Annotated in this window: 12 protein-coding genes; 8 read left to right on the plus strand and 4 right to left on the minus strand. The window is 71.3% G+C overall.

Annotation, left to right across the window (positions count from 1 at the left end; all coding sequences use genetic code 11):
- Positions 1–99 precede the first annotated feature (99 nt).
- From rplM to glmM, 3 genes are read left to right on the plus strand one after another with little or no spacing between them, the layout of a single operon-like run.
- Positions 100–546: a 50S ribosomal protein L13 gene (gene rplM, locus AB0O93_RS10505; protein WP_353999512.1), complete on the plus strand. Its 447-nt coding sequence runs from the start codon at positions 100–102 to the stop codon at positions 544–546.
- Between the two features lie 25 nt (positions 547–571).
- Complete coding sequence (gene rpsI / locus AB0O93_RS10510) at positions 572–1045, plus strand: 30S ribosomal protein S9 (RefSeq protein ID WP_363343076.1); 474 nt, start codon at positions 572–574, stop codon at positions 1043–1045.
- A 14-nt stretch (positions 1046–1059) separates the two neighbouring features.
- Positions 1060–2421: a phosphoglucosamine mutase gene (glmM, locus tag AB0O93_RS10515; RefSeq protein ID WP_363343078.1), complete on the plus strand. Its 1362-nt coding sequence runs from the start codon at positions 1060–1062 to the stop codon at positions 2419–2421.
- Between the two features lie 105 nt (positions 2422–2526).
- Here the strand turns inward: glmM and AB0O93_RS10520 are convergent, their stop codons facing one another.
- The 4 genes from AB0O93_RS10520 to AB0O93_RS10535 all read right to left on the minus strand — a co-directional run bounded on the left by AB0O93_RS10520 (position 2527) and on the right by AB0O93_RS10535 (position 6480).
- Entirely contained in the window at positions 2527–3405 is an 879-nt protein-coding gene (locus AB0O93_RS10520; protein WP_363343080.1) for a hypothetical protein, read from the minus strand.
- Positions 3406–3715: 310 nt separating this feature from the next.
- Entirely contained in the window at positions 3716–4240 is a 525-nt protein-coding gene (locus AB0O93_RS10525; protein ID WP_363343082.1) for a hypothetical protein, read from the minus strand.
- Between the two features lie 328 nt (positions 4241–4568).
- Positions 4569–5342, minus strand: coding sequence for a hypothetical protein (locus tag AB0O93_RS10530; protein ID WP_363343084.1), 774 nt, complete (start codon positions 5340–5342; stop codon positions 4569–4571).
- Between the two features lie 196 nt (positions 5343–5538).
- Positions 5539–6480, minus strand: coding sequence for a Ppx/GppA phosphatase family protein (locus AB0O93_RS10535; protein ID WP_363343086.1), 942 nt, complete (start codon positions 6478–6480; stop codon positions 5539–5541).
- Positions 6481–6591: 111 nt separating this feature from the next.
- Here AB0O93_RS10535 and coaA point away from each other — a divergent pair, with 111 nt between their 5' ends.
- The 5 genes from coaA to alr all read left to right on the plus strand — a co-directional run bounded on the left by coaA (position 6592) and on the right by alr (position 17505).
- A complete protein-coding gene (gene coaA / locus AB0O93_RS10540; RefSeq protein WP_310890270.1) occupies positions 6592–7563 on the plus strand; it encodes a type I pantothenate kinase in 972 nt (323 codons plus the stop codon).
- Positions 7564–8146: 583 nt separating this feature from the next.
- Complete coding sequence (glmS, locus tag AB0O93_RS10545; protein WP_363343089.1) at positions 8147–10000, plus strand: glutamine--fructose-6-phosphate transaminase (isomerizing); 1854 nt, start codon at positions 8147–8149, stop codon at positions 9998–10000.
- Between the two features lie 348 nt (positions 10001–10348).
- A complete protein-coding gene (locus tag AB0O93_RS10550) occupies positions 10349–15700 on the plus strand; it encodes a metallophosphoesterase (protein ID WP_363343091.1) in 5352 nt (1783 codons plus the stop codon).
- A gap of 294 nt (positions 15701–15994) precedes the next feature.
- Positions 15995–16384, plus strand: coding sequence for a holo-ACP synthase (locus AB0O93_RS10555; RefSeq protein ID WP_363343093.1), 390 nt, complete (start codon positions 15995–15997; stop codon positions 16382–16384).
- Positions 16381–17505 (plus strand): alanine racemase, encoded by a 1125-nt coding sequence (gene alr, locus AB0O93_RS10560; protein WP_363343095.1) that lies wholly within the window; start codon positions 16381–16383, stop codon positions 17503–17505. The genes AB0O93_RS10555 and alr overlap by 4 nt, the downstream gene beginning before the upstream one ends.
- Positions 17506–17561: the final 56 nt, after the last annotated feature.

The following is a 17561-nucleotide window of genomic DNA, read 5'->3' on the forward strand; positions in this document are numbered from 1 at the left end:
CCACGAACGTGAGCCCTCCACTGGTTTTCTTCCCTCACCGGAAGGACCCCGGAGTGGGATTCACGAACCTCTCCGTTCGATCAAGAAAGCAGCACTATTGTGACGCGCACCTACACCCCGAAGACTGGTGAAATCCAGCGCGAGTGGCTGGTCATCGACGCGAACGACGTCGTCCTCGGACGCCTCGCCTCGCACGCGGCCGCCCTCCTCCGCGGGAAGCACAAGCCGACCTTCGCGCCCCACGTCGACACCGGCGACTTCGTCGTCATCATCAACGCCGACAAGGTGGCCCTGACCGGCCAGAAGCTCGAGCAGAAGAAGGCCTACCGCCACTCGGGCTACCCGGGCGGCCTGAAGTCGGTCACCTACTCCGAGCTCCTCGAGAAGAACCCCGTCCGCGCCGTGGAGAAGGCCGTCCGCGGCATGCTCCCCAAGAACAGCCTGGGTCGCCAGCAGCTGTCGAAGCTCAAGGTCTACGTCGGTGCCGAGCACCCGCACGCGGCTCAGCAGCCCAAGACGTACACCCTCGACCAGGTCGCCCAGTAAGCGCCGCACAGACAAGGACATACTCGTGGCGAACATCGAAGAATCCACCAACTTCTCGACCGAGACCCCGGCCGATGAGACCGCCGTCGCGACCGAGCGCCCCGTGCTCTCGGTCCCCGGTGCGGCCGTCGGTCGCCGTAAGCAGGCCATCGCGCGCGTGCGCCTGGTCCCCGGCACCGGAACCATCACCATCAACGGCCGCTCGTTCGAGGACTACTTCCCGAACAAGCTCCACCAGCAGCTCGTGACCGACCCCTTCACGGTCCTGAACCTCACGGGCGCGTACGACGTCATCGCGCGCATCCACGGCGGCGGCCCCTCCGGCCAGGCCGGCGCGCTGCGCCTCGGCATCGCCCGTGCGCTCAACGAGATCGACGTCGAGAACAACCGCCCGACGCTGAAGAAGGCCGGCTTCCTTTCGCGCGACGCGCGCGTCAAGGAGCGCAAGAAGGCCGGTCTCAAGAAGGCCCGTAAGGCGCCTCAGTACTCGAAGCGCTGATCACGCGGGTTCCGATGCCTCTTTTCGGCACGGACGGTGTGCGCGGCCTCGCCAACGGCGAGGTCCTCACCGCCGAACTCGCACTCACCCTGGCCCAGGCGACCGCTGTCGTCCTGGGCCAGGGCCGCACGGCCGAGGCGCGTCGGGCCGCCGGCAAGCGCCTCACGGCCGTGGTCGCGCGCGACCCGCGCATCTCGGGGCACTTCCTGAGCGCCGCCGTCGAAGCGGGCCTCGCCTCGTCCGGGGTGGACGTCCTCGACGCGGGGACCCTCCCGACCCCGGCCGCGGCGTTCCTCGTCGGTGACGTCGACGCCGATTTCGGCGTGATGATCTCCGCCTCCCACAATCCCGCCGCCGACAACGGCATCAAGATCTTCGCGAGCGGGGGAGTGAAGCTCCCGGATGTCGTGGAGAAGCGCATCGAAGAGGCGCTGACGCAGCCGAAGCTGCAGCCGACGGGTGCCGCCGTCGGCCGCATCCGTCGTTTCGCGGATGCCGAGGACCGCTACGTCGTGCACCTGCTCGGCTCGCTCCCGAACACCCTCGACGGACTGCGCGTCGTGCTCGACTGCGCGCACGGCGCGGCATCCGGGGTATCGCCGGAGACGTTCCGCGACGCCGGCGCCGAGGTCACCGTCATCGGCGCCGACCCCGACGGTCTGAACATCAACGACGGCGTCGGGTCCACCCACCTCGACCAGATCGCCCGCGCGGTCGTCGAGGCCGGTGCCGACCTCGGCATCGCCCACGACGGCGACGCCGACCGCTGCCTCGCGGTGGACGCCCAGGGGCGCATCGTCGACGGCGACCAGATCATGGCGATCCTCGCGGTGGCCCTGAAAGACCGCGGACGTCTCCTCGACGACACGCTGGTGACCACGGTCATGAGCAACCTGGGTCTCCATCGCGCGATGGCCGAGCACGGCATCCGTGTCGAGACGACGGCCGTCGGTGACAGGTACGTCCTCGAGCGCATGAACGAGGGCGGATTCTCCCTCGGCGGCGAGCAGTCGGGTCACGTCATCATGAGCGACTTCGCGACGACCGGCGACGGGCTGCTCACGGGGCTCCACCTGGCGGCCGAGATGGTGCGGCAGGGGAAGACCCTCGCCGAGCTCGCCTCGGTCATGACGGTGTACCCGCAGGTGCTCATCAACGTCTCCGGCGTCGATCGGACGCGCGTCGCGGACGACCCGGGAGTGACGGATGCCGTCGCCGCCGCCACCGCCGAGCTCGGCGATGCGGGGCGCGTGCTGCTGCGTCCGTCCGGAACCGAACCGCTCGTGCGGGTGATGGTCGAGGCGGCGTCGGAGGACGACGCGAAACGGCACGCGGAGACCCTCGCCGCCGTCGTGCGCGAGCGCCTCGCCCTCTGACGAGCGAACCGGCTCTTCGGTGGCGCCTTCGTGCGGATGTCGCGCCATGCAACCCGCACGAAGGCGCCACCGACCGGCGCCACCGACCGGCGCGGAGAACCCGGGTCAGCGGCTCAGCACACCCTCGTGCTCGGGGGCGCCGCCGACGGGACCCGGGATCTCCTCGCTGAGGCCCTCGACGAGCGCCCAGAACGCCGTCGCGACGAGCGACCACGGCACCTCCTCGCCGTCGAGGCCCGGGCCGCGCAGGTCGTCCGAGAACGACTCCGAGCCGATCAGGGCGCGGCTGACGAGCCCTTCGACGACGGATGCCCCGGCCGTGACCAGTTGCCGATACGTCACGCCCGGGCGCGGGCGACGGTGCACGACGGCGAAGGTCTGCTCGTAGAACCGCGCCATCCGCTCGAGGAAGACGGTGTCGGTCTGCTGCAGCGTTTCGCGGACCACTTGCCGCCGCTCCTCGGGGAGACTGTTCACCGAGACCGACAGGGCCATGTAGCTCTTCCACTCGGGCGACGCCATCGTGTCGTGGAAGTTCCGTACGAGAGCCACCCGCACCGCCTCGCGGAGCACGACGGTGCCGCCGGCGGGATCGGGCCGGCCCTCGGCATCCGTCACCCGATGGGCGTTCTCGGTGATGACGCGCCGCACTTCGGCGACGGACCCGTCCGACACGATCGACAGCGCTCCGCCGTCGACGAGGCGGGGGCGAAGACTGTCGACCATCAGGTCGGTCATCAGCTGCTCCTTGCCGCCGAACGCGGCGAACGCGGAACTGCGCGGTACCCCCACGCGGCGGATGAGCTCCTCCATGTTGAGGTGGTGCAGCCCCACGGTGAGGCCGTCGTCGCCGAGCATGTCGTGGGCGGCCGCGAGGACGCGGGTGCGCAGCTCCTCGCGGCTCATGCGCGCGGGCCGGTCGGGACGCGCGGGGCGATCGGGGGTGGGGGTACGGGGCGCGCGGGGGGACGCGGAAGTGTCCATTCGGGTCTTCGATTCGGGTGCGTGGAACGTGCGGGCGAGGGCGTACCGCAGGCGTTTCGGGTCGCCCGAGGTACGAGAACCGTAACCCGACGTCACGAATCTATGGACTGTGAATCCAAAGTCTTGAATCGGGGTGGTTCTTCGTCTAGTCTCGTCTCTGCCGATGTTTGCTGTCTACGCGGTCGAATTCGACGCGTAGGCCTGGGGGTGAGTATTCGGCCGCGTTGCTGACCCGGCGTGATGACCGGGGGGCCATCGCGCCGGGTCAGCTCTTCTCTGTGCGAACGCGACCGGGCTGCAGGCCGGCGGGTCAGCTCGTGACCGGGGAGACCAGGTAGGTCAGGCTCGGCGGCGTGCTCGTGTCGCCCTCGTCGGGCAGGATCGCCGACAGCGACACGCGCCACTCGGACCCCGCGAGGATCCAGATCTTCATCTGTCCCATGTCGGTCTCGCCCTCCACGACGTAACCGTCGGCGACGAGCTGATCCTTGATCCGCTCCCCCTCCGCGGCATCGGCCACCTCGAAGGTCGCTTGGTACCCGCCCTCGGCGGCCATCGAGAACATCGGACTGCCGCCCGGAACCGGAATCTCGGCGGGCCACCCCTCGGGGAGCGACGCGCCCCCGCCGGTGTTGATCTCGATGTCGGACCCGGTCTGCTCCTCGATGATGCGCTCCACACCCTCCTGGACCCCGCCCTGCACGAGCTGGTCGATGGGGTTGGTGCATCCGGCGAGTACGAGAGCGGATGCCGCCACCGCCGTCGCGGCGACGATCAGGCGCGGGCGGGGGTGGGAGAGGATGCGGGAACGGGTGCGCGGGGTGGGTGATCGCATGGGGGCTCCTGATGTCGGCGAGGTGGTCGGCGAGTGTCCCCGCGAAGGGGGCACCTGCCGTTGAGGAGCATTGTGGCACCGGCCTGATACCTCGCGGGAGGCCCTTCGGCACGCGGAACCTGAATGCCACCCCAGGATTTCCCTCAGGTCGGCACCGCACCATTGCCCGTGGCGGTTCGTGTCACCTACTCTCGACAAGCCGTGAGTCGCGCCCGACGCCTTCGAGCGTCGAGCCGTTGCTGGGGAGTAAGGCTCATGTGCGGCTGGTCCGGTGTTCTCTGGGGAGTGGACATCGGACCAGCCCCCGTCCCGGCACGTGCCGCTTCGCTCAGACCGCTTCGGTCATCCCGTCGACCAACGCCATCAGCGCGATCGCCGAGAGGTGCCACTGCACATCGACGCCGTCGACACCCGGCAGGGCGACCCACTCCGCGGCGAGCGGCTGCCCGAACGCCGGACCCGTCGCCACACCCTCCAGAGTGGAGGATGCCGCGGTGACGAAGTGCGCGATCGACAGGCCGGTGCGCATCCGCACGCCGAAGCGCTCGAAGGTCGCCTCGTAGGCGCGCGACATCGTGTCGAGGAAGATCTCCTGGATCGTCCCGAGGCGCGACCGGAGCTCGTCCCGCTCGTGATCGGGGAAGCTGTCCAGCGACATCGACAGCGCGCGGAAGGTCCGCCACCGCGGAGCGCGCACGAGGGTCTCGTGCATCTGCGGGAGCGCGCGTCGCACACTCTCCTGCAGCAGGGCACGTCGGCCGGCGGCATCCGTCACCAGCGTCTCGTGCTCGGCGACGACGGCGTCGGCGCTCTCGGTCAGCAGGGTCGCGAACCGCATGGCCAGAGGGCTCGAGGGGGAGAGGAGGCGCAGGGCGAGCTGGAAGAACAGGTTCTCCTTGCTGCCGAACGCGTGGAACGCGGAGCTGCGCGGCACCCCCACCTGGCGGATGAGGTCCTCCATGTTCAACGGGTAGGCGTTGACGCCGAGACCGCGGCCGTCGAGCATCCGCTCGGCTTCGGCGAGGAGCCGCTCGCGCAGCTCCTCCTGCGAGATGCGCGGCGCGCGGGGACGGCCGGCCGCGGCCGGCGTCGAGTCAGCCATGGGCGGGGCGGGACGAAGAAGAAGTGGGCATGCGGTCCTCTGGCGGAAAGTCTGGCGGTGGAACCGTGGGCGGAGTCGTCACGCGGATGACCCATCCTAGGCCGATCCGTCGGTGGGCGGCAGAGGACTCCTGAAGCGGTGGCCTGTCAGGGCGGGAGGTCCGGACAGCCGTGCGTTCAGGTGTTGAGGTCGCGCATCAGGATGTCGGATGCCACGACAGCGACTCGATGTACCGCAGCAGCACCCCTTCGCGCAGGGCCCACGGCGAGGTCTCGAGCTCGTCGATGTCGAGTGCCTTCATGGCCTGATGCAGCACCACGGCGCCCGCGACGATCTGGAAGGTGCGGTCCGCCGTGATTCCGGGGAGTTCCTGCCGCGCCTCGGCGGGGATGCGCGCGAGGCGTGGAATCCATGCCTTCAGTTCTTTACGCGGCAGCACCATGCGCTCGATACCCGACCAACCGGGCATGGGGAATCCGGCGAGCTTCGCGAGCGAGCGGATCGCCTTCGACGACCCCACGACGTGATCCGGACGCGGGTGGTCGCCGAGCTCGTCGACCACCGGCGCGAGCGTGGCCGCAGCGTGCTCGCGCAAGCGCTGGATGTCGTCCATGCCGGGCGGGTCGGACGGCAGGAACTGCACGGTCATGCGCCCCGCCCCGAGAGGGACCGACACGGCGGCATCCGGGAGTTCATCCGCCCCCGCGGCGATCTCCAGCGACCCGCCGCCGATGTCGAACAGGAGGATCTGCCCCGCCGACCAGCCGAACCAGCGGCGGACGGCGAGGAACGTGTACCGCGCCTCGGTCTCGCCGCCGAGCACCTGGAGAGGCTGGTCCAGGGCGGCCTCGATGCGCGCGATGACCTCGACGCCGTTCGCCGCTTCCCGCACCGCGCTCGTGGCGGTGGCGAGGAGCTCGTCCACCCCCTCTTTCGTCGCGGTGGCGCGGGCCTCGGCGACCGCGCGCTCGAGGGCGACGACACCCTCCTCGACGATCTCGCCGTCCGGACCGAGGTACCGCATCAGGCGCAGGACCGTCCGCTGACTGGTCGTGGCGAGCGGCCGCCCGCCCGGCCGGACGTCGGCGACGAGCAGATGGACGGTGTTCGAGCCGATGTCGAGGACTCCCAGGCGCACGCGCTTCAGCGTAGTGGGCGCGGCATCCGTCGCCGGTGGCGAAGGAGTGGAGACGGATGCCGCGCGGCGCGCCTCGGGCCCGGACGGGAGCGCGCCCGCCGCGCGACTACGATGGGCGCGATGTCGACCGAAGACGCGCTCGCGAGCGCCCCCGCGCCCACGGCGCTGTCGCTGTACCGCGAAATCGCCCGGGACGACTGGGCGCGGCTGGCGGCGGGGATGGCGCAGCCGCTGTCCGAGACCGAGCTCCTCCAGATCCGGGGCCTCGGCGACCGCCTCGACCTCGACGAGGTCAAGCACGTCTACCTGCCGCTCAGTCGCCTGCTCTCGCTCTACGCCGAGACGACGAAACGTCTCGGGGCCGACACGTCCGAGTTCCTGCGCGAGCCCGACACCACCACGCCGTTCGTCGTGGGCGTCGCCGGGTCGGTGGCCGTCGGGAAGTCCACGATCGCGCGCCTGCTGCGCGAGCTCATGAGCCGGTGGCCGGGAACGCCGCGGGTGGCCCTCGTCACCACCGACGGGTTCCTCTATCCGAACGAAGAGCTCGAGCGCCGCGGGCTGATGTCGCGCAAGGGCTTCCCCGAGTCGTACGACCGGCGCGCGTTGGTCTCCTTCCTCACCGACGTCAAGAGCGGGGCGGACGAGGTGCGCGCGCCGTTCTACTCGCACATGCAGTACGACATCGTGCCGAATGCCTCCATCACGGTGCGTCGTCCGGACGTCGTCATCGTCGAGGGGCTCAACGTGCTTCAGCCGCCGCCCGCCCCGAACGACGTCGCCGTCAGCGAGCTGTTCGACTTCTCGGTGTACGTCGACGCCGACCCCGCCCACATCGCCCAGTGGTACGTGGAGCGCTTCATGAAGCTGCGCAGCGGCGCGTTCGCGAACCCCAACTCGTACTTCAACGTCTACGCCGAACTCGACGACGCCGAGGCCGAGTCCACGGCCCTGGGGTTCTGGAACTCGATCAACCTGCCGAACCTCGTCGAGAACGTCCTGCCGACCCGGCACCGTGCGTCGCTGGTGCTGCAGAAGGCCGCCGACCACACCGTCGAGCGGGTGCTGCTCCGCAAGCTCTGACCCCGCCGGTGTCGTCGGTGGGCGCCGCCACGCGTACCGAACTCCTCCGATCCGCGCCTGGCGCGCCTCTCTCGGCCGGTTTCGCGCCCGTGCGCCGCGCATCGGAGGAGTTGGGTACGGGGTGCCACCCGCCGCGCCGGCGCCGGCGCGGCGGGGCCTCGGGCCGTCCGGGGGGGGTCGGGTGGTCCCGGCGCCTGCGCGCGCCCGGCGGGGTGCGGCCACCGCAGCGTACCGAACTCCTCCGATCCGCGCGCGTTGCGCCCGTATCGGCGGGTTTCAGGCCGTCGCGGACAGGATCGGAGGAGTTGGGTACGGGGTGCCGGGCGTACCCGCCGCGCCCCGCCGCACCCGCCGCGCCCCAGCTCGGCGGGTGGTGCGATGCGGGCGGGGGTGCGGCATCCGCCGCGTACGCAACTCCTCCGATCCGCGCACGATGCGCCCGGCCGGGCGGGTTTCGGGGCTGCGCGCGCCGGATCGGAGGAGTTGGGTACGGCGAGCCGGCCGCACCGGCCCGGCCCGGCGCCCGCCCACGCGTGCGGGCATGCGGCAAGCTCCCACCCGGGTCAGATCTAGGATTGGCCCCATGTGCGGAATCGTCGGTTACGTGGGCCCGCGGCCCAGCCAGTCCATCCTCCTCGCGGGTCTGTCGCGCCTGGAGTACCGGGGGTACGACTCCGCCGGCATCGCCGTCATCGATGACGGCGGCGACCTCGGGATGCGGAAGAAGGCCGGCAAGCTCGCCGTCCTCCGCGACGACCTCGAGTCGCACCCGCTGCCCGCCGGCACGACCGGCATCGGCCACACGCGCTGGGCCACCCACGGCGGCCCCACCGACGCCAACGCCCACCCGCACCTCGCCGACGACGACAAGCTCGCCGTCATCCACAACGGCATCGTCGAGAACTACGCCCCCCTGAAGGAGGAGCTCCTCGAAGAGGGCCACACCTTCCTCAGCGAGACCGACACCGAGGTGGCCGCCGCGCTCCTCGCCCGCGAATACCGCGCCCACGACGGCGACCTCGAGGCCGCCTTCCGTGCCACCGTCGGCCGACTCGAGGGGGCGTTCACCCTCCTTGCCGTCCACACCGACCACCCCGGTCTCGTCGTCGGTGCGCGCCGCAACTCCCCGCTCGTGATCGGCCTCGGCGAGGGCGAGAACTTCCTCGGATCGGATGTCGCGGCCTTCGTCGAGCACACCCGCAACGCCCTCGCGATCGGCCAGGACCAGATCGTCGCGATCACCCCCGAAGGGGTGACCGTCACCGACTTCGCCGGAGCGACGGTCGAGGTCGAGCCGTTCGAGGTGACGTGGGACGCCTCCGCCGCCGAGAAGGGCGGCTGGTCGAGCTTCATGGCCAAGGAGGTCTCCGAGGAACCCGAGGCCGTCGCGAACACGCTGCGCGGCCGCATCCGTGACGGCGCCGTGGCGATCCCCGAGCTCGACGGTCTCGACGACCTCTTCCGCGGGATCTCGCGCATCGTCATCATCGCGGCCGGAACCGCCGCCTACGCCGGCATGGTCGGCAAGTACGCCCTCGAGGAGTGGGCGCGCGTGCCGGTCGACGTCGACCTTGCGCACGAGTTCCACTACCGGAATCCCGTCATCGGCCCGGACACCCTCGTGATCTCCATCAGCCAGTCCGGCGAGACGATGGACACCCTCATGGCGGTCAAGTACGCCCGGGAGCGCGGCGCCAAAACGCTGTCGATCTGCAACACGCAGGGTGCGACGATCCCGCGCGAGTCCGACGCGATCGTCTACACGCACGCCGGGCCCGAGGTCGCCGTCGCCTCGACGAAGGCCTTCGTCGCGCAGATCACCGCGCTGAACCTCCTCGCCCTCCACATCGCCACGGTGCGCGGCGAGCTCTCCGCCGAGCAGGTCGCCGAGCAGGTCGCCGAGCTCGAGCAGATCCCCGAGAAGATCCAGCACATCCTCGACGACGAGCAGTCGCACATCGAGCAGTTCGCGCACTGGATGGCCGACACCCGCTCGGTGCTCTTCCTCGGGCGCCACGTCGGGTACCCGATCGCCCTCGAGGGTGCGCTGAAGCTCAAGGAGATCTCGTACATCCACGCCGAGGGCTTCGCCGCCGGCGAGCTCAAGCACGGACCGATCGCGCTCATCGAGCCCGGCCAGCCCGTCTTCGTCGTGGTGCCCTCGCCGCGCGAGTCGCCGGTGCTGCACTCGAAGGTCGTCTCGAACATCCGCGAGATCCACGCCCGCGGCGCCCGTGTCATCGCGGTGGCGGAGGAAGGGGATGCCGCGGTCCTGCCGATCTCGGACGAGGTCCTGCGCATCCCCCTGACCGGTGCGATCACGCAGGCGCTCCTCGCCGTCGTGCCGCTCCACATCTTCGCGATGGGACTCGCGACGGCCAAGGGCCTGGACGTCGACCAGCCGCGCAACCTCGCGAAGTCCGTCACCGTCGAGTAATCCGCGGTCCCCGTGAAACGCCGGGGTGAAATCGACCTGTCCGGGCCTCTGAGCCGCCCAAGACGTCGATTTCACCCCGGCGTTTCACCGTCCGCCGCGCCGGGCGGTGGCTCACGCGTCGAAAACGCGGGACGACACGCGGCGGCGTGCGCCGGGAGCCGGCCCCGAGGCCCGGATCTCCCGCGTTTTCGACGCGACCCGGCGCGCACGCGGCCCGCGCACGCGAGGCCGCGCACGCGACCCCCGCACGCGACGTTGGCGGGGCGTTCACCGGCGGTTCACCGCGCCGACCGCTCCCCGTGGACGGGATCCCTAGCGTGACGGGGAACCCCCACACGAAAGCGATTCATGTCACGCCTGCGTTCCCGCTCGTCCCGCTCGTCCCGCTCGTCCCGCGCCGCCCTCGCCGCAACCCTCGCTCCGGCCCTTGTGGTCGGTCTCGTCGGACTCTCCGTCCCGGCGGGCGCCGTCGCTGCTGAACCGGCCGCCCTTACCGACCTCCTCATCACCGAGATCGTCGCCGACAACGTCGGCTACGACGACTTCGAGTTCTTCGAGGTGCACAACCCCTCGGACCGGACGATCGACCTCGACGCCGAGGGCGTGGGGTTCTCGTACATCTTCGGCGACGCCGACGACCGCGGATCCGACGTCCGTCTCACCGTGCCGGTGGGCACGACGATCGACGCCGGCGAGACCGTCGTGTTCTGGCTGAGCTACACGACGTCCACCGTCGACAGCTTCGCCCGCTCGGTCGACGACTTCCGCGCGCACTTCGCCGCCACTCAGCCGGATGCCGCGTATGACGTCGTCCGCGTCGAGGGCCAGGCGGGCATCGCCAACGGCGGCAACCGCGGCATCCGCATCGCCACCGCCGATGCCGAGATCAGCCGCTCCTTCGCCCCGTCGGGCGGCTTCGCCACCGACCGGGGCACCCTCTTCCGGGCCCCCGCGGCCGGCACGAGCGCCGCGGTGCTCGAGACGCTCGCGGCGCCGACCCCCGGCATCCTGAACGAGGGCACGCTCACCCCGCCCGCGCCGGAAGAGCCGGAAGAGCCGGTCACCGAGCCGCTCGTCGCCCGCGACCTCCTCGTCACCGAGTTCGCCCCGAACAACGTCGGCACCGACGCCTACGAGTACGTCGAGGTCGTCAACACCACCGCGCGCGACATCGATCTGACGGATGCCGGAGTCCGCGTCGTCTACGACTACCTCTCTGCCGAGAAGGATCTCGCCTACCCGGCGGACGCCGTCATCCCCGCCGGGGGAGTGGCGGTGCTGTGGCTGCAGTACTCCCCGAACACCGACGGCCTCACCGACGAGGACTTCCGCGCCTTCTACTCCTCGGAGGTCTCGTACACCGTCATCCCCGTCACCGGCCAGTCCGGCTTCGCCAACAGCGCCGAGCGCGGCATCCGTCTCCAGGCCGGCGACACCGTCCTGAGCGAGGCGCGCTACCTCGCGGCTCAGGTCGGCAACGGCCTCGGGGTCGACTACCGCCTGCCCTCCGACAGCGCGTCCACCGCGATGGCGACTCTCCGCGAGCTCGCCCCGGCGACCCCCGGCATCGTCGACCCGGAGGCGTTCGTCCCGGCCCCGATCGTTCGCGACCCCGACCCTGAGCTCGTCACCGCGCCCCTGCAGATCACCGAGGTCGCCCCCGACACCGCGAACGTCGCCGGCGCCGACGCGTACGAGTTCATCGAGGTCTACAACGCCACGACCGAGGCGATCGACTTCCGCGACTACAGCCTGAAGTACCTGTATCCGCTCGAGGACCTCACCAACTCCAACGCGGTGCTGTGGCCCGCCACGAACCGGAACGCCGTCATCCCCTCCGGCGGCACGATCGTCTTCTGGATCAAGAACGGCGCGAACGACGCCCTCACCGCCGCCGACTTCAACGCCCACTTCGGCAGCGCCCTCGTCGCCGACGAGTCGCTGTTCGAGATCGCCTCCGGCGGCATGGCCAACGGCTCGCCCCGGGGCCTGGAGATCGTCACGAACACCGGCTTCGGCGTCAACCGCGCCTATTACAACCTCGGCGGCGTCGACGACACCACCGCCGACCAGCCGGTGCAGTACGCCGCGGGTCGCGACGACCTCACCATCCAGACGAAGCTCGGCACCGCCGCCGCAACGCCCGGCGCCGTCTACGCCGAACAGGTCGAGCCCGGCCTCATGATCGCTCCCGCCGACACCACGGCCCCGATCGTCACCGACACCACGGCCGCCGAGATCGCGCCCGGCGCGGACTTCCCGATCGTCCACACGATCACCGACGACACGCAGGTGCGAACGGTCACGCTCGAGGTGAAGAGCAACCTCGACGAGGCGCCGATCCGCTTCGACCTCCTCGCCGAGGCCGACGGCCAGACCTACCGCCACGTCATCCCCGCGGTCGACCTCACCGGCAAGGCGTGGTTCGAGTACCGCGTGATCGCCCGCGACGGCCGCAACGAAACGACGGGCGAGACCACCCGCGTGGCCGTCACCGGCGTCGACACCTCCCCGGTGCGCCTGCAGCTCGAGGACGGCCAGTGGCTCGCCGGTCAGGTGGACGTCGCCGCGGGCGGCACCGCCTACCCGACCGACCTGCGCCTCTCGATCGACGGCGCCGAGGTCGAGGCCTCCCCGCGCATCGAGCGCCCCGCCGTCTTCGCGGTCGAGGCGAGCGGCACCGACAACCTCTTCCGCAACGGTGTGCTCATCGGCGACGACATCCTGCACATCTTCGAGCGCGGCACCTACGCGAACTGGGAGACGATCTCGGTCGAGGTCCCGGTGTCCTACCTCGAAGGCGACGAGGTCACGATCGGGGTCTGGGCGGGCACGAAGGCCAAGCCCGGCATCGACCTGAACGAGAACAACGACGACTTCTCGATCCGCGGCGTCCGCCTGATCCTGCCCGACGGACGCACGCTCACCCCCGCCGGCTACGACGACCCCACCCGCATCCTTCCGATGGGCGACAGCACGGGCCGCCTCGACAACTTCGACGGCACCTTCGCGATCCCCGCCGATGCGCGCACGGCGGTCGGCTACACGTGGGACACCACGACGGTCGCCGACGGCCCGCACCGCGTGGCCGCGGCATCCGGAGAGAACAGCGTCGAGGTCGGCGTGAACGTCGACAACACCGCGCCGTCGATCACCACGGATCTCGAGGAGGGCCGCCTGTACCAGGGCGAGTTCGTCATCGACGGCCAGGCGACGGATGCCGGAGCCGGCGTCACCGCCCTCACCGCCACCCTCGACGGGCGCGCGATCGAGCTGCCCTACCGGACCGGATCCCTCTCGCTCGGCGACGGCGACCACACGGTGCTGTTCCGGGCGACGGATGCCGCGGGCAACGTCGCCGAGCGCACCGTGGTGTTCGCGACCCCGGTCGAGGAGCCCGGCAACGAGCTCCTCTCGCCGGAGGACGGCGCGGTGTTCGGCGAGGACGACGAGATCGACCTCACCGCCCGCGCGACCGACCCGACCGGCGATCGGCTCGACGTGGCGTTCCGCGAGGCGTACCGGCCGGCGATCGGCGAGGGCATCCAGGCCTTCACCGGCGAGACCGGCACGGCGCTGTCGACCGACCGCACCGCCGCACGCGCGCTGACGGCGGAGGAGGTCGCGCAGATCGGACGCTGGGACGAGGATGCCGCGACCCAGACGTCGGACACCGCGTTCCCGTACCAGCTGTTCGAGGTGGAGGTCCCGGCCGAGGCCGGCGACGACGCCCGCGTACGGGTGCGCTGGGACGGCTCGGCGAACGCCGACGCGAAGGTGCTCCTGTACGTCCTCGGCACCGACGGGGCCTGGCACGAGTTCGACCGCGCACTGACCACCGGCGGGGCGCCCACCGCGTTCACGCTCGAGGCGATGGTGCCGGTCGCCGGTCACGTCGCCGACGGCGCGGTGACGGTGCTCGTGCAGCACTCCGAGGGCTTCGCCGGAGAGAACCTCTCCGCGCGAGACAGCGCGATCGAGCCGAACCACCCGGAGGACACCCCGCGGTCGGCATACGACTTCACCTTCGCGTGGGAGTCGGACACGCAGTACTACAACGAGACGTTCTACCACCACCAGCTCGCGATGCACGAGTACCTGCTGGCGGAGCGGGCCGACCTCAACCTGCAGTACCTCTTCCACACCGGCGACATCGTCAACATCGCGGAGGACATGGCGCAGTGGGAGCGCGCCGATCCGGCCTACGCCACGCTCGACGAGGCGGGCCTGCCCTACGGCGTCCTCGCCGGCAACCACGACGTGGGCGCGTTCGACGCGAACTACGACAACTACAGCCGGTACTTCGGGGCCGCACGGTTCCAGGACAACCCCTGGTGGGGCGGTGACTACCTCGACAACCGCGGGCACTACGACCTGATCACCGCCGGCGGCATCGACTTCCTCATGCTCTACATGGGATGGGGACCGGCGGATGCCGAGATCGACTGGATGAACGAGATCATCGCGCAGTACCCCGAGCGCACGGTCATGCTCAACCTGCACGAGTACATGCTGACCACCGGTGGACTCGGACCCATGCCGCAGCGGATCCTCGAGGAGGTCGTCGCGCCGAACCCCAACGTCCGGACGGTGTTCTCCGGGCACTACCACGACGCCTTCACGCGCATCGACACGTTCGACGACGACGGTGACGGCATCGAGGAGCGCGAGGTCTACCAGATCCTCTTCGACTACCAGGGACTCGCCGAGGGCGGCATGGGCTACCTCCGTCTGATGCACTTCGACAACGCCGGCCAGCAGATCCTCTCGCGCACCTACAGCCCGTCGTTGGCGGACTACAACGCCGACGACCCGACGCTGGAGCTCGAGCACCAGGAGTTCTCGATGCCCTACGCGGGGCTCGGCATCCAGCCGATGCAGAAGGTGCTCGCCACCGACGCGTTCCGGGCCGACATCCTGACCTCCACGCCGATCGCGGAGCTCGCCGACGTCGAGAGCGGTGCAGACGTCACCGCCGCGTGGGAGCCGGGACTCGGCACGCACGGCTGGTATCTCACGTCGGTCGACCCCTATGGGGCGACGGCGGACTCGGAGGTGCGGACGCTCGTCGTCGAGGCGGCCGAGGAGCCGGGTGACGGTGAGGGACCCGGTGACGGCGAGCCGGGCAAGGGTGAGCCGGGCGACGGCGAGCCCGGTGACGGCGAGGGCGAGGGGCCGGGCGACGGACGTCCGCAGACCCCGTCGGTGCCGGTCGCGCTCGACGACATCGACCCCGCGCTCGAGGGCGCCATCACGGTGCCGGACGCCGTCCGGATCGGTGACCCGTTCGCCGTGCGGATGGATGCCGCGCTCGCCGGAACCTGGGTCCAGCTGTGGCTGCACTCCGACCCGGTCGCGCTCGGGACGTGGACGCAGGTCGGCGCCGACGGCACCGTCTGGGCCGTGGTCCCGGCCGGCACTGCCACCGGTATGCACACGCTCGTGGTGCAGACCGCGGACGGCGTCCTCGGCTGGGCGGGCCTGGAGGTCCTCCCCGCCGCGGGTGAGGCGCCGGTCGACCCGGTCGACCCCGCCGACCCGCCCGTGACCGGTGCGCCCGCCGACGGCGGGAGCGCCGCCGGACCGGGTGCGCTCCCGGCCACCGGCACCGACGGCCTCGCGCTCGGGCTCGCCGCGGGCGGGGCGCTGCTCCTCCTCGCGCTGGGTGCGGTGCTGGTGATCCGCCGCCGCGCCGCCTGACAGCGGCCACCCCGAGGCCGGCACCGCGCTCTCGCGTCGAAAACGCGGGACGACACGCGGTCGCCGGCCCCGGAGGTCGGCCCCGAGGCCCGGACCTCCCGCGTTTTCGACGCGCGAGCCTGCCGTCCCCGGCCTCGGTGGTGAAACGCCGGGGAGAAATCGACGTCGAAGTGCCCGAAACGGGCCCGGGACGTCGATTTCTCCCCGCGCTTTCACCGGCTCCCCGCCGGAGGGACTCGCCGCGGCGCGCGATAAAGTGGCGGATGCCGCGCCGCGGCGCGGAGGGAGGCCCCGGTGATCGTGGGGATCGGCATCGACCTGGTCGACATCGACCGCTTCGAGCGCACCCTCGCGCGGACCCCACGCCTCGCCGAGCGACTGTTCTCGGCATCCGAGCGCGTGCGCAAGCCCCGCTCCCTCGCCGCCCGCTACGCCGCCAAGGAGGCGCTCATCAAGGCGCTCGGAGGCTCGGACGGCGTCCACTGGACCGAGATCGAGATCACCCCCGAAGCGTCGGGGCGTCCGTGGTTCACCCTCACCGGGTCGACCGCCGAGGTCGTCGCCGCACGCGGGATCACGACGCTGCACCTGTCGATGTCGCACGACGCGAACCTCGCGACCGCGTACGTCGTCGCCGAAGCGGTAGGGGCGGGCCCCACGGCCGGCGGAGAGAGGCCCGCATGAATCTCCCGGCCGCGCCGCGCTTCCGCGAAGCGCTCGTCGACGTCTCGGCGATCGAGCACAACGTCCGACACCTCCGCGCCCTCACCGGGTCCGAGGTCATCGCCGTCGTCAAGGCCGACGGGTACGGGCACGGCGCCGTGCGCTCCGCCGCCGCCGCGCTCGCGGGCGGTGCCGCGCGCCTCGGGGTCGCCGACGTCGGCGAGGCACTCGCGCTCCGCCGCGGCGGCATCGACGCGCCGATCCTCGCGTGGCTGCACGCACCCGACGAAGACTTCGGCGAGGCCGCCGCCCACGGCATCGAGCTCGGCATCTCGCGCTACGAGCAGCTGCAGCAGGCGGCGGCCGCGGCATCCGCCGATCATCCGGTCACCGTGCACTTGAAGATCGAGACGGGCCTCTCGCGCAACGGGGTCGCCCCGGCCGATTGGCGGGTCCTCTTCGCGGAGGCCGCGCGGCTCGAGCGCATCGGACACCTCCGCGTCCGCGGGATCTTCTCGCACCTCTCCAACACCTCCGCCGACGACGACCGGGCGGCGCTCCGCCGATTCGAAGAGGGCCTCGGCGCCGCGGCGGTCGCCGGTCTCGCGCCGCCCCTCCGGCACCTCGCGGCCTCGCACGCGGCGATCGCCCTTCCCGAGGCGCGGTTCGGCTGCGTGCGCCTGGGGGTGTCGATCTACGGACTGTCGCCGTTCGACGACCAGACCTCCGCCGACCTGGGCCTCCGCCCCGCGATGACCCTCCGCGCGCCGGTCGCCGCGGTCCGGCGCGTGCCGGCCGGCACCGGCGTCTCGTACGGCTACACCCACCGCACGGATGCCGACACCACCCTCGCGCTCGTGCCCCTCGGCTACGCCGACGGCGTCCCGCGGCAGGCGTCGAACGGCGGACCGGTGGTGATCGGCGGACGCCGCTTCGCCGTGAGCGGCCGGATCGCCATGGACCAGTTCGTCGTCGACGTCGGCGATCACCCCGTCGCGGTCGGCGACGAGGCGGTGCTCTTCGGCGATGCCACGCTCGGGATGCCGTCCGCTGACGAGTGGGCGCGCGCCGCCGACACCATCAACTACGAGATCGTCACGCGCATCGGACCGCGTGTCGTCCGCAGGTCGGTGACGTCGTGACCGGCGCGGGCGACGCGGGGTCCGGCGCGGGCGACGCGGGCACGGGCGACGTGGGC

The organism is Microbacterium sp. NPDC077184, from assembly GCF_040687055.1.
Lineage (GTDB): Bacteria > Actinomycetota > Actinomycetes > Actinomycetales > Microbacteriaceae > Microbacterium.